Source organism: Paraburkholderia lycopersici (assembly GCF_900096975.1).
GTDB lineage: Bacteria > Pseudomonadota > Gammaproteobacteria > Burkholderiales > Burkholderiaceae > Paraburkholderia > Paraburkholderia lycopersici.
The window spans coordinates 43983-68359 of sequence record NZ_FMYQ01000022.1; the positions used below are offsets into that span (position 1 = coordinate 43983).

The window sequence follows — 24377 nt, forward strand, 5'->3', positions numbered from 1 at the left end:
CGGTCGTGCTCTATACGTCAAATCGATCTAAAATTGAGCTTCACATAAATCCGGTTGATAAAGCCATGCCCTCTCTGGATCACGTCGATCTCAATCTGTTGCGGGTGTTTCAGGCCATCGTGGAGGAGCGCAGTCTGACGAAGGCGGGCGAACGGCTCGCCCTCTCGCAGCCCGCCGTCAGCTATTCGCTTTCGCGCCTGCGCTCGCTGTTCGACGATCCGCTCTTCATCCGCACGCGCGCGGGCATGCAGCCCACGCCCGTGGCACTGGAGCTGGCGACGATCGTGGGCCGAGCGCTCGACACCGTGCGCGAGGCATTGCGTTACGCCGAGCGCTTCGATCCGGCGGTGAGTACGCGCACATTCAGGCTCTCGCTTTCGGATGCGGGGGAAATGGCCTACTTGCCCTCGATTTGCGAAGCGCTTCATCGCGAAGCGCCGCGAATCAAGGTATGTGTCGAGCCGTTGCCGGTGGACGAGATCGAGGATGCGTTGCGCGCGAGCCGCCTTGATTTCGCGATCGGCAATCTGCCCGAACTGACCGCGCGCACGCGCCATCAACTGCTGTTCGAGGAGACCTATGTCTGCATGACGCGGCGCCGCCGTGGCTTGCCGCGCGGCGAGAAGCTGAGCCTCGCGCAGTTCGTCGAGGCTTCGCATGTGCAGGTGCGTTCGGTCGAGCACAGTCATCACGCGCTGGACGACGCGCTGCGGTCGCAAGGCGTGGGCAGAAATATCGCGCTTGAATTACCGCACTTTGTTGCGCTGCCAGGCGTGCTGGCCGTGACCGATCTGTATGCGACGCTTCCGCGCCGGCTCGCGCACATCTTCAATCCAGACGGGCGCTTTCGGATCTATGAACTGCCGGTGACGATGCCCGTTGCTGCCGTGACGATGCACTGGCATGAGCACTTTCACGAGGACGAGGGCATTGCGTGGATGCGCGAGCTCATTCAGGGCATCATGGAGCGGTTCGACGCCGGGACGCCCTGAATGGCGTGAAATGCGTCGAGCTCGCGCTCAAAGGTCGAGCACGAGAACCGGCGAGCGCGAACGCGAGATGCAGCAGCAGATGACCTTGTTGCTCGCGCGCTCAGCCTTGCTCAGGCAATGGTCACGATGCTCCGGCTCACCCGTCACCACATCGACCATGCAGGTGCCGCACACGCCTTCACCGCATGAAGTATCGACCTCGATGCCGATCGTTGCGAGCGCCTCGACAATCGAGGCGTTCTTCTCCACACGCACGGTCTGACCTGTGCTGGCCACCTGCACTTCGAACGTGTCGAGCGTCGCGCCGCTCTCGGGCGCAGCGGGTTCGGCCGCGAAGCGTTCGAGATGGATCGCATCTTCGGGCAGGCGCTTTTCGGCTGCGGCGACCACGCGCTCCATGAAAGCGGAAGGTCCGCAGGTGTAGACATGTGCACCTGTGCCGTTATCGGCCAAACTCGCGGCGAAACATGAAGCGAGCGCGTCGTCCAGCGCATCGGGCTTCACGCCGAAATGCAGCTTCACGTAGTCCGTGAACGGGGCGCGCGCGAGCAGCGGCAGGAACGCCGCATCTTGCTCGCTGCGGGCGAAGTAGTGCAATTCGAACGGTGCGTTCTGCTTGATGAGGCGGTACGCCATCGAAAGCAGCGGCGTGATGCCGATGCCCGCGCCGACGAGCACGTGGCGCTGCGCTTCGGGCGCGAGCTGGAACAGATTGCGCGGTGCGCCGACCGAAAGCTCGGTGCCAACTGTCACGTCGTCGTGCAGCGAGCGGGAGCCGCCGCGCGACGCGCTCTCCCGCTTTACCGCGAAGAGTTGCGCGTCGCGCCGGTCGGGGTCGCCGCAAAGCGAGTACTGGCGCGTGACGCCGGACGGGGCCGTGACGTCGATATGCGCGCCCGGCTCGTAGGCGTCGAATGGCTGACCGTCGAGCCGCGTAATGCTGAATGAGCGGATACCGTGTGCTTCGTCGCGCAATGCGTCGACGCGTACCTTGTATGAGGTGGCTTGCATGATGAGGCCCGATCGCTGATATGACTGAATGCTGTGACTGAATAAAGCGCTCGCGCCGCACACCATGTCACGCGCGCGAGAGATTGAACGAGCATAAGACCGCCCGGTCGATCGGGCAAATCGATAAAAAATCTCCTCCCGCATAAATAACGTTGATAATAAGGCCGCGCGAAGCGCGTTCCCGCGTCAGGCGCGCGTGACGCTGAGCGTCGCCGCGGCCACGCCTTGTTCGTCCCCGCTGAGGTCGGCGCTTTGCCGCTCCTCGCGCGCCAGGCTCAGACGAAAATGGCGGCAGCCGAAGCCCAGCAGCACGGTCGCGAGCAGCGCTGCGACGAGGCTCACGATCGACATCGAATTGCCGACGGCGAGCGGCGAGCCGAACACCTTGTCGGTCAGGAGCGCGACGAGCGTCGTGCCGATGCCGAGGCCGATCAGGTTCGACACGAGCAGGAACACAGCCGAAATCTGCGCGCGCATCTGGTTGGGCGCGAGCGTTTGCATCGCGGCGGTCGAGGTCGGCATCGGGAACGAGGCGAAGAACATCGCGATGACGAGCAGCGTGAGCGAACTGCCCAGGCTGTTCACCTGCGTAAAGGCGGCGGCGGGCAGCACCATTGCCGCCGCGCCGATGCAACCGGCCAGCATGGGGCCGTCGCTGCGACCCCGGCGCAGCAGCCAATCGTTGAGCCATCCTCCGCAAAAAACGCCGGTGGTGTTGGCGACGAGCAGGATCGTGCCGAGCGTGTAGCCCGCTTCCACCGGCGACAGGCCGAAGCGACGGATATAGAACGCCGGGGTCCAGCTCATGAGGCAGAACAACGTCATCGCATAGAACGAGAAGCCGATGTAGTGGCAGAGAAACGTTTTGCCATGCGAACGGATGAAGCGCGCGGAATCGGCAAGTGAAACACGCCGGGCGTTGCCGCCCGCGTCCTGCACGAGCCCCTTGCGTTGGGGATCGCGCACGGTGAGTATGAAAACGAGGCCCACGAGCAGACCAGGCAAGCCTACGATGAAGAATGTGACCTGCCAGGCATGCACCGCGCCGACAATGGGCAGCGTGACCATCGAAGCCTGCTTGAGCAGCGCGATCACATAGCCGCCGATCAGGAACGCAATCCCGCCGCCGATGAACGAGCCCAGCGAATACACGCCTGCCGCGCGCCCGAGTTTCTCCTTGGGGAAATAGTCGGCGAGCATCGAATAGGTGCCCGGCGAGAGCGAGGCTTCCCCGACGCCCACGCTCATACGCGCGAGGAACATATGCAGGAAGTTCTGGCTGACGCCGCACGCCGCCGTGGCGACGCTCCAGAGCGCGATGCCTGTGGCGATAATGCGCGGGCGCGCAAAGCGGTCGGCGAGATACGCCAGCGGAATGCCCATCAAGGCATAGAAGAGCGAGAACGCAAAGCCGTGCACAAGGCTGAACTGGGTGTCGGTGAGATGCAGGTCGCGCTTGATCGGCTCGATCATGAGCGCCAGAACCTGGCGATCGACGAACGAAAAGACATAGGCAAGCATGCAGATCAGCACGACGTACCACTCGTACGTATAGCGTCTGGTGCTCGTTGCGCTGGCGGGGTTGGGGTTCATTGTGTATCTCCGGTGTGTCAATCGTGTTGTCTCTGGTGCATGCACACAGATGAGCCAGCGTACGCAAACAAATTTCGCAGACATAGGAGCAAATTCCCCGCTCGTCTGCTCACAACTACCGAGCGGTCTAAAGAAATTACCAGGCGCATTGCCGCGCATCGTGCATAGACAGGCGTTTTCGGCTTCATTGGCCGTACGCCGCCGCACTCATGAATTGAATCTATAAGTGATATATGGCCGGATTGATCGACGTTCGATATTGGCCTTTCTAGACTCGCCCCGATTCTTCAACAACGTGACACGCTTCGCTGGCTGCGTGCGAAGCGTCGATTCACTCTCGCCGGGGACGACAGGAATGACCAACTGGAAGTGGTGTATTTCACTCGCGGGTTTGGCGGCAATGCCGGCGCTCGCACAATCGAGTCTCACGCTTTATGGCCGCGTCGACACCTCGATCGAGTATGCGAATTTCGGGCCGAACCACGTGGTGCGCATGGGCACTGGCAATCTGTTCGCGACGCAATGGGGCTTGAAGGGCGTTGAAGATCTCGGCGGCGGCTATGCGACGATTTTCAAACTCGAAAACGGCTTCAATTCGGCAAACGGCGCGATTAGCGGCAACGGCTCGCTGTTCGGCCGCGAAGCGTGGGTAGGACTAAACGGGCCTTTTGGCGGGCTGCAGGCTGGCGAGACTTATACGATCCTGCACACCTCGTTCGTGACCTACAGCTTGCCGGGCTATGGCGCGGGCCTTGCGTGGGGCAACGCGTCGAACAACTTCGTGCAGCCCTGGTTTCTGCGCACGAGCAATACGCTGCGCTATACGTCGCCGCGCGTCGCCGGGTTCCTGCTGCGTGCAGCGGCCTCGCGCGGCGCGAATGGCGCGACCAATGTTCCGTCGACCCTTGGAGACACCTACGGCGCCGGGCTCAACTATGCGAGCGGGCCGCTTTCGATCGACGTCGACTACATGCAGCAGAAGTTCAGCACGGCAACCGCTGCGGCGCTAACGGCTGCGAGTCCCACGGGCACCGGCAACTACGCGCTAGGTGCAATCTCGTACGACTTCGGCTTCGTGAAGCCCGCGTTCATCTATTTGCGGCACCGTGGCGGCCCCGATGTCACGACCGCTGTGGCGAGCGCGTACTCGAATCCGCACAACGACCTTTTTGAAGTCAACGCGACGGTGCCCATCGGCCGCGCTTCGCTGCTCGTGAGCTACGGCCACTATCGCAAGATTGCGGATAGCGAGGGCAACGCCGATTCATACGGCCTGCGTCTCGACTACCCGCTCTCGAAGCGCACGGTGCTCTACACGGGCGCGGCGATGGTCCACAACGGCGAGCACGCGGCGTTTTCGATCAACGGCGCGGGCGGCGGCGCAGTGCCGGTTGGCAAGCCGGGGGCGACCGCAAGCTCGATCGTGGCGGGCATCCTCACGTCGTTCTAGGCGTGCGTTATGGCGCCCCGCTCGTGCCGTCAAGCATTGAGCGCGGGCGGCTTCAGATTGGGCGGTATCGCGAGCCAGCTATCGTACGGTTCGCGCGCGCCGATACGGAAAAGCTCCATCAGAAGGGCACGGAGCCAGCGGTGGCCCGGGTCGGCATCGAAGCGGCGGTGCCAGTAGGCATTGACCGGCCACGTCGATGCGTTGGCAATTTCGAACGCGGCCATTTCGCCGAGTGGCGCGAATGCCCGCGCAACGGTCCTGGGCAGGATCAGCGCGTAGTCGCAGCGATAGAGGATGGCGGGCACGACCATGAAATTGGGCACGGCGACGCGCACGCGCGAGGTAAGCCCGTGTTGCTCCAGCAAGGCGGTGGACTGCGGATGCGAACTGACCGCTATGAACTGCAGCGCGGGCGGCGCGGCGCCGTCGAGCACGAAATGATCGTCGAGCCCGTAGCGTTCGGCTACGCGGCGCGCCATCATCAGGACATAGCGCTCCTGTAGCAGTTCGCTGCGATGGAAGTGGCTGAACGCGTGGGGGAAATGGCCCATGGCGAAGTCGATGCGACCCGATTCCACGGCCACGTTGAACCGGCTTTCCTCGATATGCTGCGTTTCGATCACGACGCCGGGCGCGCGTTCGTCGAGTTCGCGCATCAGCGTAGGGAGGAATGCGGTTTCCGCGAAATCGCTCATGTGCAGCCGGAAAGTCCGGCGCGACGTGGCGGGCGAGAATTGCGCGCCTTCGTCGAGCACGGCCTGGAGGATGGCGAGCGCGCGGTCGATCGATGCCGCAAGGCGCTGCGCGCGCGGCGTGGGCTCGACGCCGCCGCTTGTACGCACGAAAAGCGCGTCATGAAACAGGAGGCGCAGGCGGCCGAGCGCGTGGCTCACGGAAGGCTGCGTGATGCCAAGGCGCAGCGCCGCGCGCCCGACATGCTTCTCCGCATAGACAGCGTTGAAGGTCTTGAGCAGGTTGAGGTCGAGATCCTGCACGCGCAGCGCGTCGGCGGGTTCGACGCTCGCGTTTGCCATGGAGTCGCTGGAGTTCGGCATGGGGGGCGCTTCACAGGGCGCGCCTGGCGGTCGCCGAAGGCGGATAGCCGTAGCGCCGTCCATATGCTTTCGCGAAGTGGCCAAAACTATGCACGCCGTGCTCGAGCAGCACATCGGTCACACTGCGCTCCGGGTCCGTTTTCAGCACGCGATGCACGGCTTCGATGCGCCGCTCGCGGATGTATTCGGCGGGCGACTGGCCGAGAAACTGGCTGAACCCGTTTTGCAGGGTGCGCGGCGACACACCTGCCGCTTGGGCCAGCGTCGGGATGGAGAGCGTTTCGCCAAGATGCGCGTCGATATACTCGCGCACGCGTTTGACATGCGCGGGCAGCGGCGGCTTCGCGCCGCGCGCGAGCGTCTCGCTATATGAATGCGGTAGCTGCATGAGCAACAGCGTCGCGAGCCACTGCGTGAGTTCGGGTCCGAGCAGGCTGTCGCGCGTGCTCGGCTCGATCTGCTCGCACAGGCCGCACAGGTAGCGCAGCGTGGAATGGAAGACGGCGGCCCCGCTGTGCGCGCGGCCAATTTCGAGGTCGAACACGAGCGGACGGCGCAGCGAGCTTTGCAGCATCTCCGCGAGTTTGATTTCGAGCGCGGCGCGATCGATGCGCAACAGCAGGCTGCGGCACGCCGTGTCGGTGCGGATTCGGCTCTTGCGCGACGGCGACGACACGCTGAGACTGCCTGACGACAGCGACACGCGCTCATTGCCCGATTGCAACTCGCAGCGGCCCGCGAGGGTCGTGCGAAAAAGGTAATGGTGGTCGAGTTCGCCCGCATCTATTTCGGTTTCGCGGCCGTAGCACAGTTCGAGCAGGCTCGCGCGATGCATCGCGACGCTATAAAGCTCGGCGTTCAGCGGCTCGCGCCCAGACACTTCCATGCGGTGCTCGCAAAGCAGCTTCGCCACTTCGCGTTCGACGTCCTCGCGCGCGCGCGTGGCGCCGAGCCGGTTGCTGTGTTTGCGCGGAATCGCAATTTCCATTCGTTCAATGGCCTCGGAAAGGCGGCAGAGCCTCGGCACCTATGATCCGATGGCCAATAAGTCTGCGCAAGAAAGGATTGCCCCTCATAGCCGCCAACCATTGCGTTGCCGGAGTTGAACAGCGTTTGCGCGTGTTGAAGCGCAGTGTGCAGGCGGTCCCTTTAATCTGAACGCCAGCTAATGCTCAAGCAATTGCACAAGGAGGCGAACAATGAAGGTTAGCGTACTGGGTGGCGGCCACGGATGCTTTGCGGCAGCGATCGACATGCTCGAAAAAGGCCACGACGTGACATGGTGGCGGCGTGATACCGCGGCATGCGTGCGTCTGCGCGAACTGGGCGTGTTGAACGTACAGGACTGGCGCGGCAAGCGTCGCGTGCCCGTAGGGGAGGCGCGCGGCGAGATTCGCCTCGTCGACGGTCTCGGCAGTGCGGTGCGCGAGGCGCAACTGATCGTCATTCCGCTGCCGTCTACGACGCACGAATCGCTGGCACGCCAGCTTGCACCGCTCCTCGCGGACGGGCAAGTGGTCTATCTGCCGCCCGGCACGTTCGGCAGCTACGTGTTTGCGAAGGCAATGGCCGACGCGGGCAACCGCGCGCGCGTGGCGTTCGCGGAAACGGGCACGCTGCCGTATCTCGTCCGCCGCCACGGTGAGAACGACGTGGTCATCAGTGCCTACGCGACGCGCCTGCCCACTGGCGTGTTTCCTGCGAATGCGGCGGGCTGGGCGTTTCCGTTGCTCAAGGCGGGTTACCCCAGCGTCGAGCCGACCGAGGATGCGCTAAGCGGCGCGCTGATGAACGCCGGGCCGGTGATTCATCCGCCGCTCATTATGATGAATGCCGGGCCGCTCGAACATTTCGAAGCGTGGGACATCCACAACGAAGGCACGCAGCCGTCGATTCGCCGCGTGACGAATGCGCTCGACGCGGAGCGAGTGGCCGTGCGCGAGGCGCTGGGATACGGTGCGCCGCACTTTCCGCTCGCCGATCACTACGCGAGCGAAGGCGAGGAATGGATGTATGGGCGAGGCGCGCACGGCAAGCTCACGGACAGCGGCGACTGGCGGGAGAGCATCGACCTGAAGGCACATCGCTACATGCTGGAAGACACGCGGCTCGGTCTCTCGTTCATCGTGTCAGTCGGGCGCTGGGCGGGCATGCCCACGCCGGTGGCGCAAGGGTTGCTGAGCGTGGCGAGCGTCGTGTCGGAGCGCGATCTGTACGCTGAGGGACGCACGCTCGAGAGCCTCGGGCTGGCCTCGCTCTCGCGCGAGGCCATGCGCGAACTGCTGGCACGGGGGCTCGCATGACGCACAGCGCCGCCGACGTGAAGCATATTCACGTGCTCGGTGCGGGACGCATGGGGCAGGGCATCGCCCTCGCGTTCGCCTTCGCAGGATTGAGCGTGACGCTCATCGACTTCAAGGAACGAGCCGCGCCCGCGCGCGCGGAGTTCGCGGCGGCGGCGCTCGGCGAGATCGACCGCCACTTGCAGACACAGGTCGATTTCGGGCGCATCAATGCGCACGAGGCAGCGCAAGCGCTCGCACGTGTCGAGGTGCTCGACCGCGCGGGCGCCGAGGTCGCGCTGGCCGGCTGCGAGGTGGTGTTCGAGGCCGTGCCCGAAGTCATGGCGGCAAAGGAGGCGGCATTCGCCTGGCTGTGCGGGCATATCGCTGACGCGGCGACGATTGCGTCCACGACGTCGACGTTTCTCGTCACCGAACTGCAAAAGGCGGTCACGCATCCAGAACGGCTCGTCAACGCGCACTGGCTCAATCCAGCGCATCTGATGCCGCTCGTCGAAATCAGCCGCAGCGGCATAACGGACGACGCGGTTGTCGCGCGGCTCAAAGAACTGCTGCGCTGCGTGGGGAAGGTGCCCGTCGAGTGCGCGCCATCGGCGGGTTATATCGTGCCGCGCCTTCAGGCGCTCGTCATGAACGAAGCGGCGCGCATGGTGGAAGAGGGCGTGGCGAGCGCGCACGACATCGACACGGCTGTGCGCACGGGCTTTGGCTTGCGATTCTCGATCCTTGGACTGCTCGAGTTTATCGACTGGGGCGGTTGCGACATTCTTTATTACGCGTCGCATTACCTGGCGAAGGAAATCGGTCAGCGCTTCGAACCGGCCGCCATCGTTTCTCGGCACATGGAAGAAGGGCGCGACGGCATACGCGACGGCAGGGGGTTCTACGATTACGCGGATGTCGAAGTGCCCGCCTACGTGAAGCGCCGGCTCGGCGAGTTCGGGCAATTGCTCGAGCATCTTCGGCTGGCGCCGCGCTATAACTCGGCAGCATGAAAATCTATACCATGGATGATGGGCGCCATATATGATTGATTTGCCAGATATGGCGCCGGTCTTATACCTGTGGTTTGAATCTACGTACACTGCCTCACGAAATCATAGAGGAACTCACCACTCTGCTAAGCGAATTTAGTTTGGAATATTAATTAATTGAGCGATGGGCGAACGTATCGAAACCCGCCTCGTAGATCCGCCGACGATTCGCCCTCACAAGCTATCCGTCGCCACGATGTATGGGCAAACCCTGATGCTGGTTGCCACTTTTTCCGTACATGAAGATAACGGTCACGCCGTTGTGTACGATCGAAAGACCGCTTTACGTTGCGGGCGCCCCGGTGCGCAAGAGCGTTTCGTGAATCGACATCAACGCGGACGCGGATGCCGGTCCGCCCGTCATTCACGGCACGGTCACCGACCTTGAAGGCAAGCCGCGCGCTGGCGCCCTGGTGGAATGCTGGCACGCCAACTCGAAGGGCTTCTATTCGCACTTCGACCCGACCGGCGCGCAGGACGATTTCAACCTGCGCGGCGCCGTCAGGACGGGGGGCAGACGGCAAGTATGAATTCCGCACGCTCATGCCGGTGGGCTACGGCTGCCCGCCGCAGGGCGCAACGCAGCAACTGTTGAACGGGCTCGGCCGCCATGGCAACCGCCCGGCGCACGTGCACTTCTTCGTGACCTCGGAAAGCAGCCGCAAGCTGACCACGCAATTCAATATCGAAGGCGACCCGCTGATCTGGGATGACTTCGCCTACGCGACGCGCGAAGAACTGATTCCGCACGTAGCCGAAAAGACCGGCGGTACGGCGATCGGCCTGAAAGCCGACACGTACAAGGACGCTTCCGCGCCTGGGCCACGGCCACAGAGATGGCGTAGCTGTCCAGGAGGGCGGCGCATCGCCGTACCTTGAAGCGAAGGGAAAAAAGTCAATCCTTCGTTCGAAGCTTCGCCGCGTGAGGCGTCGGTGTTCCACCATACGCCCCGCGCGGCGAAGCCGTATCGGAACTCGTGGCGCATGCCCATACGGATGATCGCCTGTTTGTCGTCCGCTAATGCGAAGGGGCCATTGATGGTCGCCACGGCGGCGTTGCCGGTCGAATCCGCGTCGAAGCTTTCTGATAAACGCCAATCAGACCACGCGGATTGGGGCAGGAAGAAAGGTCGCCAAGATTGCGAAAGCGCGTGTTCGAATAGACGGCACCTTGCAGTGCCCAAGGCCATCGGCCATGCGGCGGCGCCCAGCGTTGTGCTTAAGGGGCTTTTATCTTTCGTATATTATTTTACATAATCAAAGTTATCGCATTTTTGATTGTAGCGGCTATATCCTAATGTCGTGTTCTGGCTATTTACAGATGTCGTGTTCTTGACCACTGGCATGCTGGGCGGCTCGTGCGAACTGCGGAGCCGGCCATGCGACCATGCGACCATGCGACCAGGCGAACTGGTGGCACTGATGTTGATGTGCACGCCGAATTGACCCACCGGAGCCACTAATGGCTGCATGCGTCGAGTATCGCAGCAAGATACGCAAAGCCGGACGCCAGTGCAACGTAGGTGATATCGGCAACCCACACCTGGTCAGGTCGATCCGGAATGCGGTTGCGGTACAGGTTCGGGAAGACAGGGTTGTCGTGCTGGCTGCCAGTGGTGCGCCACGTAGCGACGTCGTCGTATCGCGCCAAGGCCATGCTCGCGCATGATGCGCGCCGTGCGTTTGTGATTGATCTGATAGCCACGCGCCGGCGGCAATCGGGAGAGGTCGTCTTCGTTCAGGCGCCTCACGATAGCGGACTGCTGCGTGCAGTGGGTTTACGTCAATTTGTAACGGCTCCTCGAGCCGTTGTTTACTGGCAACGCCCGGCGTTCAGCTCGCGTGACGGTACGGCCGTACCGGATGGCGGCGCACTGCATCAACGTCGATGCCCTCGATCAGCCAGTGCCGCTGTTCGGTCGTCAGTTCGATCACCGCCTGCTGCCGGCGTGGCCAGACGAAGCGATCTTCCTCAAGGCGACGCAACATCAGCCAGAAACCGGTGCGCTCGTACGGCAGCAACTTAACCCGGTTGCGTTTGCGGTTATGGAAGGCAAACACCGAGCGTGCGAACGGATCGAGCTGCATCGACTGCTCGACCAGCATCACCAGATTGTTGATACCGGCCCGGAAGTCGATTGGCTCCCGATGCAGGAATACCTTCAGGTCGGCCTCAAAGCGAAACATCAGCACGCTCCCAATGCGGTAACCATTGCGGCCACCAGTTCGGCATCGCCTCCCGCGCATTCGAGCTCGAGCTTTACGCCGTTGGGCAACTGCGCCGACAGCCGCGCCGACGTCGTTGATCGCGGCGACAGACGCGATGGTTCCCGTTCTGGTACGGGCCGCGCAGCAGGTGCCGCTGCCAGCACTGGCACCGGCGCCGGACCATCGTTCGCGACGACGACCGGCACGAAGGCCGATGACCCGCACGCCACGCCGTTTCTCACCGGGGTATTTGAGCGTTCGTGCTGCCGAACCCATTTGTGCAACTGGTTGGCGTTCACTCCAGCCTTCAGGGCCAGGCCAGGCAGCGATGCGCCCGGTTGCCGGCAGGCCTCGATCAGCCGTCGCTTGCCCGCTGGATCGAAGCTGCGCTTGCCGCCGACACCAACGCGCGTCACCCGTAAGGGCAAAAAGGTCAGGTCATCCTTGGTCATGGATTGCGTCCGCAAGTTGGGTTGCGGACGCAATCGTGGACCTTCTCAAACACGGAAGTTAGGTGGGCGGAAACTGGCGCTGACTTTCAGACGGCGTTGTCGGCTGCTCTGGAGACCCGATAGCCGGCACGGCTTCCTCGCGCCCAGTCCCCCACAACACCAACCCCGGGTTTCTCGACCCGGACGGAGCCCGCCCCGCTGCGCTTCGCCACCTGTCTGCTCCCCTCTTTCCCTCTGCCTCGTGCCCGCCCATCGCCCCCTTCCGAGGGGCCCAGCGACGAGTCCAGCCATGCGGCAGGAATTTTTTCCTGTTGACGATCATTTTTTAATAGTAAACAGTACGACTGTAAGACAATTTATTTAACGGCTACATGGCTCCTTCGACGGGGAGCGACCGGACAGCCATTTCACGTACGGAGTTGCGATGCACATGTCTGAACCATCAACCCTGACACGGGGGCTTACCTCGGCCTCTCCGGCCAGTCCCCGACGCTGGCTTATCGCGGGCGTGCTGTTCATTGCCGTTCTGTCGGCATTCTTCGACCGCATCAGCATCGCCATTCTGTTCACCGATCATTCATTTCAAAATGAAGTAGGCGGCGGCATGGGCGCCGCGAAGATGGGGCTGCTGATGACCGTCTTCGTTTTTGCCTACGGCATTTCCGGCGTGCTGTTCGGGTTCGTCGGCGACGTGTTCGGCGCAAAGCGCTCCATCACCGTCGGTGCCGTGATCTGGGGCGTGTCGATGCTCCTGATTGGCTCGACGAGCAGCTTCACCGCCATGCTGTTTTATCGCGCGCTGCTCGGTATGGCCGAAGGCCCCCAGTTCTCGCTGACCAACAAGCTGGTCAAACAGTGGTTTCCCCCGGAAGAACAGGCAAGGGCAAACGCGATGTGGCTGGTCGGCAGCCCGCTCGGCTCCGCCATCGGCTTTGCCCTGACCCTGCATATCGTCGCCGCATACGGGTGGCGCTCGTCGTTCATGTTTTATGCGGCGCTGAATCTGCTGGTCGTGCTGCCGCTCGTGCTCTTCCTGATCAAGGACCGCCCCGAGACCGCCGTCGCCCCGGCGTCCGCGGCAGCGGTGGATCACGAACCGTACATGCAGAAAGTCCTGCAGTTCATCAAGGACTGGCGCTTCTGGATGCTGACGCTCTTCAACACCTGCGCGCTGATCTATCTGTGGGGACTGAACAGCTGGCTGCCGAGCTATCTGGTTCGCGCCCGCCATTTCGATCTTCATAAATCCGGCGTTTATGCGTGGCTGCCGTTCGTCACGATGTTCCTCGGCATGGTGCTGAGTTCCTGGCTGTCCGACAAGCTGAAACGACGCGCGCTCGTATGCGCCGGCTCCTTTCTTCTTGCCGGCGTCTCGATGTGGCTCGTCATCCAGATGCCCGATCCCCAGGCGGCCGCCATGCTGGTCGCCACCAGTTCCTTATTCTGGGGCGCCGGCCTGCCGCCGCAGTTCGCCCTGGCGCTTCGGATCCTTCCGGCCCGGGCCGTTGCTGCGGGTGTCGGCGTGCATAACGGTCTTGGAAACGTGATCTCGGCGTTCTCGCCCCTCGTCATCGGCGCGCTGATACAGAGCAGCGGGAGCTTCGACATCGGCCTGACTATCCTGCCCGTGGCCGCGCTGATCGGCTCGGCAGGCATGGCCACCCTGATCAGGGGAGAAGCAAGGCAAGGCGGCTGATCCAGCCGGATGACGTGAAAACATAATCGTTCCATAGGGGTCCTACATGAAAAAAACCGTCACTTCTTCAATGCTTTTCCTGCTCGCTACCGGCATGGCACATGCGCAAAGCAGCGTTTCGATGTACGGCAGTATCGATGAAGGCATTACCTACAATACGAACGCCAAAGGGCATGGCACGGCCACGGTCGGCCCGGTCGCGGTTCCCGACTTCTACGGCATTCGCGGCACGGAAGACCTCGGCAACCACCTGAAGGCCATCTTCGCCCTGCAAAACGGTTTTCTTTCGAGCACCGGCGCGGGCACCATCGCCGGCGAGGCGTTCAGTCACTTCTCGTGGGTAGGCCTGTCCAGCGACTACGGCACGCTGACCCTCGGCAGACAACTCGACCTGAATGCGGAAGTCAACCGCGTCAACGCAAACGGCGCGGTGCAATACACCTTCTATGCGTTCCACCCCGCCAACCTCGACAACCTGGGCATCCGCGGCGACTCGATCAACAACTCGATCAAATACGCCACGCCGTCCTATCACGGGTTGTCAGCGGCATTCCTCTATGGATTCGGCGACGGAACGACGCAATTGGGGCGCGTCATCAGTGCGGATATCACGTATAAGAGCGGCCCTCTGCGAGTCGCGGCCGTCTATAGCGGATGGCGCAATCACTCCATCGATCTGGCCACGCAACTGGGCTACACGAGCTTTCTCGGCCAGCAACTGACCAGCGGCAAACTGTTCCTGGCGAAGGACCAGAACATCATTGGGTTATCCGCCTTCTATTCGGCCAGCCCTCATCTCGACCTGCACGGCGTGCTGACACAGGTCAATCTGGACGCCGAAGCCGGGGAAGCCAGGATGAGAACGGCAGAACTCGGGGCCGACATCCACGTCACCCATGCCAATACGATCGCCGTCGGCGGCTACCTGTCCTGGCTGAGCGGCACGCGATATGAAAACATCGGCGTCGGCGACCTCCACCAGCTCTCCCGCCGAACGCTGGTTTATGCTCAGGTAACCTATGAACATGCCGACGGGTTCGGCAATGCCGCGATCCCGCTGCTCGCGCCGTCCAACAGCCCGAACCAGACAGCCATTCGCGTAGGCGTTCACCACTTCTTCTGATCCCCGTTCGCCCCACCGAGGCCTGCCACGTCTGCTCCATCGGCGACCAGACACGGAGGGCCTTTTTCTTCTCCCGCTCTCCTCAAAGCCGCATTCATTCCGGTAGCCGGACCGACCGCAGGCCGCTGCGCGCGCGCCGGTGCGGCCACTCGCCGGCCGCACCGGCGGACGCTTTGCCGGGGCATATATAAAACAAAACAAATATAGTTGACAAATATATTTGTCCGCCCGAACATGCTCCTCAGATCAGTTCCATCTACATCCAGCAGGAACACGGAGCCCACCATATGAATAGGAATACTGAAAAATTCAGGAATGCAATGCGGCTTCTTGTCGGAGGAGTGACCGTGCTGACGACGGCAACCGGCGACGAAAAGCGCGGCATGACCGCAACGGCCGTCTGTTCGCTTTCGGCGGAACCTCCGAGGGTTCTGGCCTGCATCAACATGTCCGGGGAAATGTTCCGGCTCGTCGGCCAGAGCGGCGCGCTCACGGTGAATTTTCTCGGAGCCGGACACGAAGACATTGCGATGATGTTTGGCGGCGCAAGGCCATCGGACGACCCGCTCGATCGTCTTCAATGGGTCGAAGGCAGCAATGGCGCCCCGAGATTTTCCGAGGCCGTCGCGGCGCTCGAATGCACGGTCGCCGACGTTTTCCCGTATGGAACCCATGCGATCGTGATTTGCGATGTCCAGAACATCGAAACCAACGAAAACCCTCATCCCCTTGTTTACGTCAACGGCCGTTTCGAGCACCTCGCGGCGGCCGATCACAGAAAACTCGATCCGCAGTAATCCCCTCAATCCCTGGTCCCTCATCCAGGGAAAAGTCGTATTTGCATTCGTCCACGGAGAAACCCCACATGCGCACAGGCAGCGAATATCTTGCGAGCATCAAGAACGATGGTCGCCGTGTTTTCATTGACGGAGAAGTCGTCGGCGACGTGACCACGCACCCGGCATTCTGCGGAGCAACGCGGTCCATCGCTCACCTCTACGACATTGCCGCCGCCCCGGAAAATCGCGAGGTCATGACCTACACGACCGAAACCGGAACGCAGGCACTTCGCTGCTTTCAGATCCCGCGTTCGGCAGCGGAACTCGGCGAACGACGCCGCGCCGCCGAAAAATGGGCGGAATCGACATGTGGGCTGATGGGCCGTTCGCCCGACCATGTGGGCAGTTTCCTGGCCGGATTCGCAGCGAAGCCCGCCCTGTTCGGCTCCGCCGGCGATCATTTCGCAAAAAACGTATCGCGGTTTTACCAATATGCCCGCGACAACTCCCTGTATGCGACCTACGCCATCGTTCCGCCGCAGATCGATCGCAGCAAACCGGCGCATCAGCAATCGGATCCGACGCTGTATGCCGGCGTCGTGAAGGAGCGCGATGACGGCATCGTGTTGCGCGGCGCGCAGCAACTTGCGACAGGCGCAGCCCTTGCCGACTACGTGTACCTCAGTTGCATCCACCCGCTGACGCCCGGAGACGACGCCTACGCAAACGGCGTCATGATTCCGGTCAATGCGCCCGGGGTGAAGATTTACTCGCGCCGCTCGTTTGCCTCGAACGCCACGAGCACGTTCGACTATCCGCTGTCGAGCCGCTTCGACGAAACCGATGCGCTGCTGGTGCTGGACGACGTGTTCGTCCCGTGGGAAAACGTGTTCATCTATCGTAATCGCCAGATCTGCTGGGATCAGTGGTGGAAAGCGCCGTCGCACTCGTACGGCAACCATCAGGCCCAGACGCGCTATGCGACCAAGCTGCGTTTCATGCTCGGCCTGACGAAGCACATCAACGAACTGACGGGCAACGACGCCCTGCCGCCGGTGCAGGTCCAGATGGGGGAAATGGCGGCCATCGCCACCATCGTCGAATCCATGGTGCTCGCCCAGGAAACGCAAAGCTATATCGACGAAGACGGCATTGCGTGGCCGTCGAAACAGGCGCTCTACTCGGTCATGTCGCTGCAGTCGCAACTGAACCCGAAGATGGTAGATATCGTTCGCGAGCTGAGTGGCGGTTCGATGATCATGCTGCCCTCTTCCGTGCACGATTACGAGAATCCCGAAACCGCCGCCGACCTCGAACGGTACGTCAGTTCGCCGAATGCGTCCTCGCGCAAGCGCGTCGCACTTCTGAAGATGGCATGGGACGTAATCGGAACGGAGTTTGCGGGCCGCCACCAGCAATATGAAAAGTTCTATGGCGGGGCATCCTTCCTCGTCAAGCAGAACATGGCCCGCGCCTATGACTTCGGCCGCGCCAAGCAGCTCGTGGACAACGTTCTCGCATTGGGCTAACCCGGACCATCGTCGTGCCGGATGCGGCTCCCGGCACGACGGCTGCCATAGCCGGTCGCGCGCCTATGAGCAACCCGACATCGAACGGGTCGGGGCGCGACCGCAATGACGAAGGGCGCTGTCCGGTGGCTCGCGAGTCGGTCGGCAAAGCCCTCTTCCATCAAAAACTGTATGATTTAAAAATCGTTACCACTTTCCCGATCATGTCCGATTCGCTCGCGCCTCTTGCTCGCTCATTCAGCCTGAAGGCAATCAGGGATGCACGCGAAACCGCCGAAAAACACCTGTATTTCAGTGGAGTCGCCAATGCGCGGTATGTCCTGCGCAAGGTGTTTCGCATCATCGAAGAGCACGCAAAAGAACATGGCCTCGACGCCATTCACCACCAGAGCCTGATCCAGATATACGGGAGCCAGGACGGCCGGCTGCGCGTGAAGGAACTCGCTGCGCGCATGGATATTTCGCAGGCGTTCGCCTCGAGTGTTTCCAGCACACTCATTGCCAAGGGCTACGCCGAACGCATTCCGTGCGAGGACGACTTGCGATCGAACTTCATCGGCATCACCAGCAACGGCGTGAAACTGCTATGCACGATAGACGATGCGGTACGCGTGCACGTCGAATATTTCACCAAACAGCTCTCGGATAGCGAGCGGGAAATGGTCATCTACATGATGATGTTCTACATCGGCCTGTAAAGCCGGCCCGTAACATCGGTCAATCGCGCTTCGCAGATCTGCGCAACGGGCCGGCGATGTCCGTCTTCCACGTAGCGGGACCCGGTTCCCCGATCTCCGCCCTGGGTTTGGCCGGGCTGCCGCGAGGCAGCAAGCCGGCCTGCACCAGTAGGCGCTCGACTTTTGGCCATACCCCAGCCTCTTGCCAGTTCTTCATGCGCCGCCAGCAGCTCACGCCCGATCCGCAGCCGAGATCGGCCGGCAAGTGGTTCCAGCTGATCCGGTTGCCGAGCACATAGATAATCCCAAGCAACGCAAACCGGTCGGGTGTTGGCTTGCGACCGGGATACTGGCGGCGACGCGGAGCAACGGGCGGCAAAATCGTTTCAATTTTCGCCCATAGTTCGTCGCCCACGACGGGGACCACCGGAGGATGGTTCGCGGATTCCGGCAGGGACTCGGCCTCGCCATCGAGAACGATGTCCGCGCCCGAATCGGGCTCGTCCGTATTCTTCCCCCATGCGGCCCTGATTGCATCCCGGGCGGCAATCACATGCGCCTCTGCAGCCATACGGGCGGCCGGCGCATTGCGCTGCTGAATGGCGGTCATCATCCGGCGCATTTCCGCCGCACTGATCCGCGCCCGCCCCGGCGCCGACATGGACTTCGCCCGCAGCACGTTGATCCGCGCAAGCAGGGAAGCAATCACCTCATGAATGATCGGATTGCCGCATCCTTTCAAAATGATTTCGTAAAACTCGCTCGTCGAACTCACCCGGCCGATCGCCGAATCCTGCACCACCGCAGCCTCGAAATCATCGAGTGCCCGCTGGAGCAGATCGACCTCGACGGGCGTCGCCCGTTCCGCGAACAACGCGGCGGCCTCGCCCTCGAGCAATTTTCTGACGTGGTAAATGTGGTCGGCCTCTTTCTGCGTGATTACCGCAACCGACGGTCCGCGATTAGGTTTATTCGTGATCAGCCGTTCCGATTCCAGACGCCGGAGCGCCTCGCGGATCGTCGTGCGGCTGACCCCCATGCGCTCGCAGAGCGAAAGCTCGACCAGCCGCTCCCCCGGCGCAAAGTGCCCCTGCATGATGGCCTCGCGAAGCTTCAGCGTCGTCTGTAGCAGAACCGTTTGCGGAGTAATCTTGATATCGAGCGTCATACCTGTAATCCGCTCCGGACATTGCGAAGCGGGGCACGCAAGGACATGCCCGCTTTTTTTGAAATGGATTTACCGGCGCCATCGTAGCACACCCGAGTCCGCGCTACGGCGTGCGGGAAAGACAATCGTCGAAAGACAGCCGTTAAAGGGCTGCCTTGAAACGTTGCCCATGCTTTTCAAAAACGACGTAATGCCCCTTGAACCAGTCTTGCGCAGCCAGTCTGGCCCGCCAGGGGGACCGCCGCGCCTCGTCCCGTTCAGGCGAAGACAACGCAGCCGTGGATGCCAGGTAATGCAGCGCCAGGTGCGTGTACTTACCCGGCTCTCCATCGACGATTTCAAAACGACGCACTTTCAGCCAGTCCTCGCACTTCATCAGCGTGGGGATGTGATCCTCGACGTACCAGCGATCGAATTCGTCCGCATGCTGCGGCGGCACTTCGAAGAACACGGCATATAGCACGGGCGCATCGTTGACCGCGCCGGCAGGTGCGTCCCAATGACCCGACTCGACCCCGATGTATCGGGTAAAACCCGTCACGCCGTTGAGCATCTTCCTCGTGCGGTCCGACGGACTCCCCTTGATCTCCTTGTATTCCGGCGTCGCGAGTGCAGCCGGCGACTCCATTTCGTACACGGCAAGATAGGCCGGAGAATCCACGCCGTGATAGCGCTGCGCGCCGACGAAGCCGGGCGCTCGCATACGCACGGGAATGTGCTCGGTGTCGTACCACTCATTGAAATCGGCTTCCCAGGCCGAATCGGGAATCATTTCAGAAAACAGGATGGTCTTGCCGAACATATCGCGCACTCCAGCGGTTAAGGTTCATTTATTTTTGCGTTGACATGATTGTACGACGATCATAAAGTTTGGCAACACGTCATTTCATTGTTACCAACCACCACTCGGCTCGCCGATACACTGGAGTAGTCAGCATGGATTTGCAGGTCAAGGCCGTTCACACCTTCGTCGAAAATCATCTGCCGGGCGGCAAGTACAAGGATGAGCAAACGCTGCGCAAGGTCGCGGTGGTCGCCGTCATCAAGAATCCCTATGCCGGCCAGCAGGTCGACGACCTTTCCGAAATGATCGACGCAAGCGTGCCGATCGGCGAGCAACTGGCGAAACTCGCCGTCGAAACGATGGCCCCGTACCGGATTCAAAGCTACGGCAAGGGTGCGCTCGTCGGCATCGCCGGCGAACAGGAACATGCCGCCGCGCTGCTCACCAGCGTATTTGCGGAGCCGCTGCGCAAGGCAGCCGGCGGCGGCAAGGCGTGGTTCCAGTCGTTCGTGAAAGTGGCGGCAGCCGGCACGTCGGTCGACGTGCCGATGGCGCACAAGGACGCGCTGTACGTGCGCTCGCACTACGACGGCATGACCGTGGCGATTCCGGAAGGCCCGAAGCCCGATGAAGTCGCCGTGATGTTCTGCGTCGCGAACCGCGGCCGTATCGGCGCGCGCGTCGGCGGCCTGCAGGCCGATGAAATCAAGGGCGAAGACGGCCTCTACTGATCCTTTCTGAACGGAGCAAGACACGCATGAAAACCGCAATCGTGAACCTCAAGACGATCGTCACCGGCGAATGGCGCGAACCGTTCGCACAAGGCGACGGCATCCTGATGGAAGAAGGCATCATCAAGAAGATCGGGACACTGTCCGACGACGATCTGAAAGACTGCGACGTCGTCGTCGATGCCGACGGGGCAACGGCCATTCCCGGCTTGATCGACTCGCAGGTGCACAACACCTTCGGCGACTACACGCCGCGCCAGAAAACGGTCGGCTTTCTCGAAAGCTACCTGCACGGCGGCACGACGACGTCGATCAGCGCGTCCGAGGTTCACGTTCCGGGGCGCCCCACCGATCCGGCCGGCGTCAAGGCGCTGGCCGTCGCGGCGCAACGTTGCTTTCAGCATTACCGTCCGGGCGGCATGAGGGTATTCGCCGGTTCCATCATCCTCGAACCGGGACTGACGCAGCAGGACCTGAGGGACGTGGCCGACCAGGGCGTATGGCTTGCGAAAGCCGGCTTCGGAGGCGTCAAGTCGCCGTTCGACTACGCGCCGATGGTCGCCTGGGCGCGGGAATGCGGGATGATCACGACCGTGCACACGGGCGGCTCTTCCATCCCGGGGTCGTCGGGGATCTGGGCCGACCACCTGCTCGCCATGCAGCCGCATGTCTCGTTCCACATCAACGGCGGCCCGGTCGCCATGCCCGACGGCGACTTCGATCGCATTCTGAACGAAAGCCAGATCGCCATGCAGGTGTGCACGGCAGGCAATCTGCGCACGCTGCTGAAGATCGCCGACATGGCCGTCGATGCGGACCAGTTCGATCGCTACCTGATCGCGACGGACACCCCCACCGGCAGCGGGATCATGCCGCTCGGCATGATGTACACGATCACCCACCTCGCCAGTCTCGGGCGGCGCATGGCGCCGGAAATGGCCATCTGCGCCGCCACCGGCAACAATGCCCGCACCTACGGCATCAACTCGGGTTTCCTGCAGGTCGGCAAGGATGCGGACGTCGTCATTCTGGACGCCTGCGTCGGCGGCACCCAGCGAACGGCACTCGGCGCGCTGGCCAACGGCGACATCGCGGCAGTCGCCGGCGTGATTACCGACGGCGTACCGCGCTTCATCGGCAGAAGCCGCAATACGCCGGCCTCGGAAAAGAACGTTCGCGTGGCGGTATCCCGCGTCGTGCAGGACTTTGCCGCGGCCAAGCATTGATTCCCGTCTGAAGCAATCGGGCGTGTTGGATACACGCCCGATACGGATCACGAAGAACACGGGCTCCGCACGGGGGGCTCCTGTCGTTTTAAGCCCCCGAATGCGACGCTTCCACGTCGAGACGCTATCGCGGGCTGCGGCGCAGCGGGCTTGCCTTCGCAAACCCGCTACCCACTCGTCACCCGGCGACAGCGAGCGTGCGTTCCGCGACCTCGTCGACCGCAGCCTTCGCGATACCGACGATCTCGTCCGCTTCCGCGCGCGTCATCGCGAGCGGCGGCGCAAAGCCGAGAATGTCGCCGTGCGGCATTGCGCGCGCGATCGCGACGCAGCGCCGCCGCCGATACCTGCGGCCCGATCTTCAATGCCGCGTCGAACGGCTTGCGCGCTTCCCTGTCGGCCATGAATTCGAGCGCCGCGAGCATCCCGACGCTGCGCACCTCGCCGACGAGCGGATGGTTGTCGAACGCCGCGTGCAACTGCTGGCCGAAATACGCGCCGATTTCCGCAGCGTTGCCGGCAAGGTTCTCGCGTTCGAGACTGCCATGGAGAGCGAGAACAGTCCGCAAAAAGGTCGAAGGTACTCGTGACTGAACGCGTAAGCTACCGTCCAAAGCGGCCAGGCAATGATCGGCCAGCGGTGGCCAGTGCGGCCGATAACGTGACGCGCATCGTTGGTGGGCGCACGGCCGTTTACGGAGCGAAGCCGCCGCACGAATGTCCAACCGGTAGCCGCGACGAATGACGCCTCCTGGCCGCGTACCGCCCGACGACTGAGTGCAACGATTGCTGCGGACGTGGCCTCTCATGCAAAGGGCATAAAGCGACCCATTACGGCCCGCCGATCCCGCACATTTTCAACGGCAGCTTCCAAGGTCCAAGAGCCGCTCGTCCGGTCGCATAGGCCAGTCGACGTTCGGCGCAATAGTTGGGCATCGCAAGGTATGCGTCGATAAACTTGAGTACTCGCTTTCGCAAACTGTGTCGCCCCCAATGAGGGCGGCCGGGATTCGCGAATATGCCTGGCACCAGATCAAAGCGAGGGGTCAAGTGTTTGAGCGCTTCGCGCTCAGAGTTATGAAGTCCCTTCGAGAATGACAAAGGTACCGGTCGCTGCCCCGGCGCGGAGCGCCTTGGCCGCCTGGTATTCGGGGCTCTCGTAGAAACGCTTTGCCTCGGCGAACGAATCAAACTCAAAAACCACATGCCGCTCGTGGGCCTCGCCTTCGAGGTTTTCATACTGTCCCGACGACGCAATGACCTTCGGGCTGAAATTTTTCATTGCATCGCCAGCGGCTTTTGCATAGGCGGCGTAAGCAGTTGCATCCGAGATGCTGACGTGTGCGATCAGATAACCTTTTGGCATGTCTATCTCTCTTTTGTAGTGGGCGCATTCAATTCAACGCGGGGCGGGTGCTTACAGCCGCCCACGTCGAAGCGATTGGTGTGCAGTAGCCGGTTCTAATTCGACGCGACCGGCCTGAAAGGTAGGGGGAGCCTGCTCGCGTCCTGATGATCGATCATCCAGCCGGGATAGTAGGGAGGCAGAGCACTCACGGCTTCAAGACGCGCAAGCTCCTCCTCGGTAAGAACGACATCGACCGCGCCGAGATTATCTTCGAGCTGTTCGACCCGTTTAGCGCCGATAATGACGCTCGTGACATGCGGCTTGGTGAGTAACCAGGCGAGCGCGATCCGGGCGACCGAGACACCGCGCGCGTCGGCGATGGCGCGCATCTCTGCAACGCACGGCCAAGCCCGATCAAGATCAACCGGCGGAAAGTCAAAATTGCTGCGTCGCGAACCTTCTTCGGTTGGTGCCCCGGGGCCAAACTTCCCGGAAAGCAATCCGCCGGCGAGGGGCGACCAGACAAGCAGCCCCATCCGCTCCTCGATAACTAGTGGCACCAGTTCGCGCTCCACGTCACGTCCGGCGATCGAATAGAAGGCCTGGAGTGTCTCGAAGCGCGTGGCGTGAAGCGCTGCACTCAGCCCGAGGGCCTTACCGATCTTGCCTGCGCGCCAATTCGAGACTCCGACATAACGGACTAGCCCCTGCCGCGTGAGATCGTCGAGGGCGCGCAGTGTCTCTTCGATCGGCGTGACAGGATCGCTGGCGTGAATCTGGTAAAGGTCAATATGGTCGACCTGGAGCCGTTCCAGGCTTCTCTGCACAGAATCCATGATATGGCCGCGCGACGCCCCCTGGTCGTTGGGTTTCGGACCCATCACGCCAGCAGTCTTCGTAGCCAGTACTATCTCGTTGCGCGGCACTCCGATGTCTCTCAGCGCCTGTCCGACGACGCGTTCAGAGTGGCCAAAGGAATAAATGTCGGCAGTGTCGATGAAGTTGATTCCCGCAGCAAGCGCGCGGGCGATCAGCTGGTTCGCCTCGTCCTGACCGAGTGCGCCGATGGCCGTCCACATGCCGGCGTCAGCATTGCCACCCATAGTCATCGTGCCGAGGCACAGCTCGGAGACATACAGGCCGGTGCGGCCAAGTTGCTTATATTTCATGGCAGTTCCCTTCAGGATTCGCCGGATGAGATGCGGCGGCATCAGGTCT

General features: G+C 62.1%; 22 protein-coding genes and 3 pseudogenes. 12 read left to right on the plus strand and 13 right to left on the minus strand.

What is annotated here, in order from left to right:
- Window positions 1-65: 65 nt before the first annotated feature.
- Window positions 66-992 (plus strand): LysR family transcriptional regulator, encoded by a 927-nt coding sequence (locus tag BLU17_RS21845; RefSeq protein ID WP_092001141.1) that lies wholly within the window; start codon window positions 66-68, stop codon window positions 990-992.
- A 27-nt stretch (window positions 993-1019) separates the two neighbouring features.
- On the opposite strand, the gene BLU17_RS21850 is transcribed toward BLU17_RS21845, so the two are convergent.
- Both BLU17_RS21850 and BLU17_RS21855 read right to left on the minus strand, forming a co-directional pair.
- A complete protein-coding gene (locus BLU17_RS21850) occupies window positions 1020-2003 on the minus strand; it encodes a PDR/VanB family oxidoreductase (RefSeq protein ID WP_092001353.1) in 984 nt (327 codons plus the stop codon).
- Window positions 2004-2189: 186 nt separating this feature from the next.
- Window positions 2190-3596 (minus strand): spinster family MFS transporter, encoded by a 1407-nt coding sequence (locus BLU17_RS21855; protein WP_092001144.1) that lies wholly within the window; start codon window positions 3594-3596, stop codon window positions 2190-2192.
- A 355-nt stretch (window positions 3597-3951) separates the two neighbouring features.
- Between BLU17_RS21855 and BLU17_RS21860 the strand changes: the two genes are divergently transcribed.
- Window positions 3952-5046 (plus strand): porin, encoded by a 1095-nt coding sequence (locus BLU17_RS21860; RefSeq protein ID WP_092001148.1) that lies wholly within the window; start codon window positions 3952-3954, stop codon window positions 5044-5046.
- 29 nt (window positions 5047-5075) lie between these two features.
- Here BLU17_RS21860 and BLU17_RS21865 read toward each other — a convergent pair whose 3' ends face one another.
- Together BLU17_RS21865 and BLU17_RS21870 are read right to left on the minus strand one after the other, a co-directional pair.
- Window positions 5076-6080, minus strand: coding sequence for a LysR family transcriptional regulator (locus BLU17_RS21865; protein WP_245746966.1), 1005 nt, complete (start codon window positions 6078-6080; stop codon window positions 5076-5078).
- Window positions 6081-6111: 31 nt separating this feature from the next.
- Window positions 6112-7089, minus strand: coding sequence for an AraC-like ligand-binding domain-containing protein (locus BLU17_RS21870; protein WP_092001155.1), 978 nt, complete (start codon window positions 7087-7089; stop codon window positions 6112-6114).
- A gap of 211 nt (window positions 7090-7300) precedes the next feature.
- Between BLU17_RS21870 and BLU17_RS21875 the strand changes: the two genes are divergently transcribed.
- The 3 genes and pseudogenes from BLU17_RS21875 to BLU17_RS21885 all read left to right on the plus strand — a co-directional run.
- The gene (locus BLU17_RS21875; protein ID WP_092001158.1) at window positions 7301-8404 is read left to right on the plus strand and encodes an NAD/NADP-dependent octopine/nopaline dehydrogenase family protein; all 1104 of its coding nucleotides are present in this window, start codon (window positions 7301-7303) and stop codon (window positions 8402-8404) included.
- A complete protein-coding gene (locus BLU17_RS21880) occupies window positions 8401-9399 on the plus strand; it encodes a 3-hydroxybutyryl-CoA dehydrogenase (protein WP_092001160.1) in 999 nt (332 codons plus the stop codon). The genes BLU17_RS21875 and BLU17_RS21880 overlap by 4 nt, the downstream gene beginning before the upstream one ends.
- A gap of 305 nt (window positions 9400-9704) precedes the next feature.
- Window positions 9705-10245: pseudogene (locus tag BLU17_RS21885) on the plus strand (dioxygenase family protein); the annotation flags it as partial.
- 652 nt (window positions 10246-10897) lie between these two features.
- On the opposite strand, the gene BLU17_RS33890 reads toward BLU17_RS21885, so the two are convergent.
- From BLU17_RS33890 to tnpA, 4 genes and pseudogenes are all read right to left on the minus strand, one after another.
- Entirely contained in the window at window positions 10898-11095 is a 198-nt protein-coding gene (locus BLU17_RS33890) for a hypothetical protein (RefSeq protein ID WP_245746967.1), read from the minus strand.
- Window positions 11096-11099: 4 nt separating this feature from the next.
- A pseudogene (locus BLU17_RS34585) lies at window positions 11100-11189 on the minus strand (hypothetical protein); the annotation flags it as partial.
- A gap of 82 nt (window positions 11190-11271) precedes the next feature.
- Entirely contained in the window at window positions 11272-11625 is a 354-nt protein-coding gene (gene tnpB / locus BLU17_RS21895) for an IS66 family insertion sequence element accessory protein TnpB (RefSeq protein ID WP_176929164.1), read from the minus strand.
- Window positions 11625-12098, minus strand: a complete 474-nt coding sequence (gene tnpA, locus BLU17_RS21900) for an IS66-like element accessory protein TnpA (protein ID WP_092001169.1) — start codon at window positions 12096-12098, stop codon at window positions 11625-11627. The genes tnpB and tnpA overlap by 1 nt, the downstream gene beginning before the upstream one ends.
- Window positions 12099-12528: 430 nt before the next feature.
- Here tnpA and BLU17_RS21905 point away from each other — a divergent pair, with 430 nt between their 5' ends.
- The 5 genes from BLU17_RS21905 to BLU17_RS21925 all read left to right on the plus strand — a co-directional run bounded on the left by BLU17_RS21905 (window position 12529) and on the right by BLU17_RS21925 (window position 17923).
- The gene (locus BLU17_RS21905) at window positions 12529-13794 is read left to right on the plus strand and encodes an MFS transporter (protein ID WP_176929165.1); all 1266 of its coding nucleotides are present in this window, start codon (window positions 12529-12531) and stop codon (window positions 13792-13794) included.
- A 46-nt stretch (window positions 13795-13840) separates the two neighbouring features.
- Entirely contained in the window at window positions 13841-14917 is a 1077-nt protein-coding gene (locus BLU17_RS21910; RefSeq protein WP_092001175.1) for a porin, read from the plus strand.
- 347 nt (window positions 14918-15264) lie between these two features.
- Window positions 15265-15714: a flavin reductase family protein gene (locus tag BLU17_RS21915; protein WP_176929166.1), complete on the plus strand. Its 450-nt coding sequence runs from the start codon at window positions 15265-15267 to the stop codon at window positions 15712-15714.
- Complete coding sequence (locus tag BLU17_RS21920) at window positions 15603-17225, plus strand: 4-hydroxyphenylacetate 3-hydroxylase family protein (protein ID WP_176929167.1); 1623 nt, start codon at window positions 15603-15605, stop codon at window positions 17223-17225. Before BLU17_RS21915 ends, BLU17_RS21920 begins: the two co-directional genes overlap by 112 nt.
- Before the next feature lie 65 nt (window positions 17226-17290).
- Window positions 17291-17923, plus strand: coding sequence for a MarR family winged helix-turn-helix transcriptional regulator (locus tag BLU17_RS21925; RefSeq protein ID WP_092001184.1), 633 nt, complete (start codon window positions 17291-17293; stop codon window positions 17921-17923).
- A gap of 19 nt (window positions 17924-17942) precedes the next feature.
- Here BLU17_RS21925 and BLU17_RS21930 read toward each other — a convergent pair whose 3' ends face one another.
- Both BLU17_RS21930 and BLU17_RS21935 read right to left on the minus strand, forming a co-directional pair.
- Window positions 17943-19070, minus strand: coding sequence for an FCD domain-containing protein (locus BLU17_RS21930; RefSeq protein ID WP_092001187.1), 1128 nt, complete (start codon window positions 19068-19070; stop codon window positions 17943-17945).
- Between the two features lie 142 nt (window positions 19071-19212).
- Window positions 19213-19872: a DUF4286 family protein gene (locus BLU17_RS21935; protein ID WP_092001190.1), complete on the minus strand. Its 660-nt coding sequence runs from the start codon at window positions 19870-19872 to the stop codon at window positions 19213-19215.
- 134 nt (window positions 19873-20006) lie between these two features.
- Here BLU17_RS21935 and BLU17_RS21940 point away from each other — a divergent pair, with 134 nt between their 5' ends.
- Both BLU17_RS21940 and BLU17_RS21945 read left to right on the plus strand, forming a co-directional pair.
- Window positions 20007-20585 (plus strand): amino acid synthesis family protein, encoded by a 579-nt coding sequence (locus BLU17_RS21940; RefSeq protein WP_092001194.1) that lies wholly within the window; start codon window positions 20007-20009, stop codon window positions 20583-20585.
- Between the two features lie 26 nt (window positions 20586-20611).
- Window positions 20612-21811 carry an amidohydrolase family protein gene (locus tag BLU17_RS21945; protein WP_092001197.1) on the plus strand — a complete coding sequence of 400 codons (1200 nt, stop codon included), beginning with the start codon at window positions 20612-20614 and terminating at the stop codon, window positions 21809-21811.
- A gap of 178 nt (window positions 21812-21989) precedes the next feature.
- Here BLU17_RS21945 and BLU17_RS21950 read toward each other — a convergent pair.
- The 3 genes and pseudogenes from BLU17_RS21950 to BLU17_RS21960 all read right to left on the minus strand — a co-directional run.
- Window positions 21990-22350: pseudogene (locus BLU17_RS21950) on the minus strand (aminotransferase class III-fold pyridoxal phosphate-dependent enzyme); the annotation flags it as partial.
- A gap of 536 nt (window positions 22351-22886) precedes the next feature.
- Window positions 22887-23177, minus strand: coding sequence for a DUF1330 domain-containing protein (locus BLU17_RS21955; protein ID WP_092001200.1), 291 nt, complete (start codon window positions 23175-23177; stop codon window positions 22887-22889).
- A gap of 95 nt (window positions 23178-23272) precedes the next feature.
- On the minus strand, window positions 23273-24328 hold the full coding sequence (locus BLU17_RS21960; protein WP_092001203.1) for an aldo/keto reductase: 1056 nt from the start codon (window positions 24326-24328) through the stop codon (window positions 23273-23275).
- Window positions 24329-24377 lie beyond the last annotated feature (49 nt).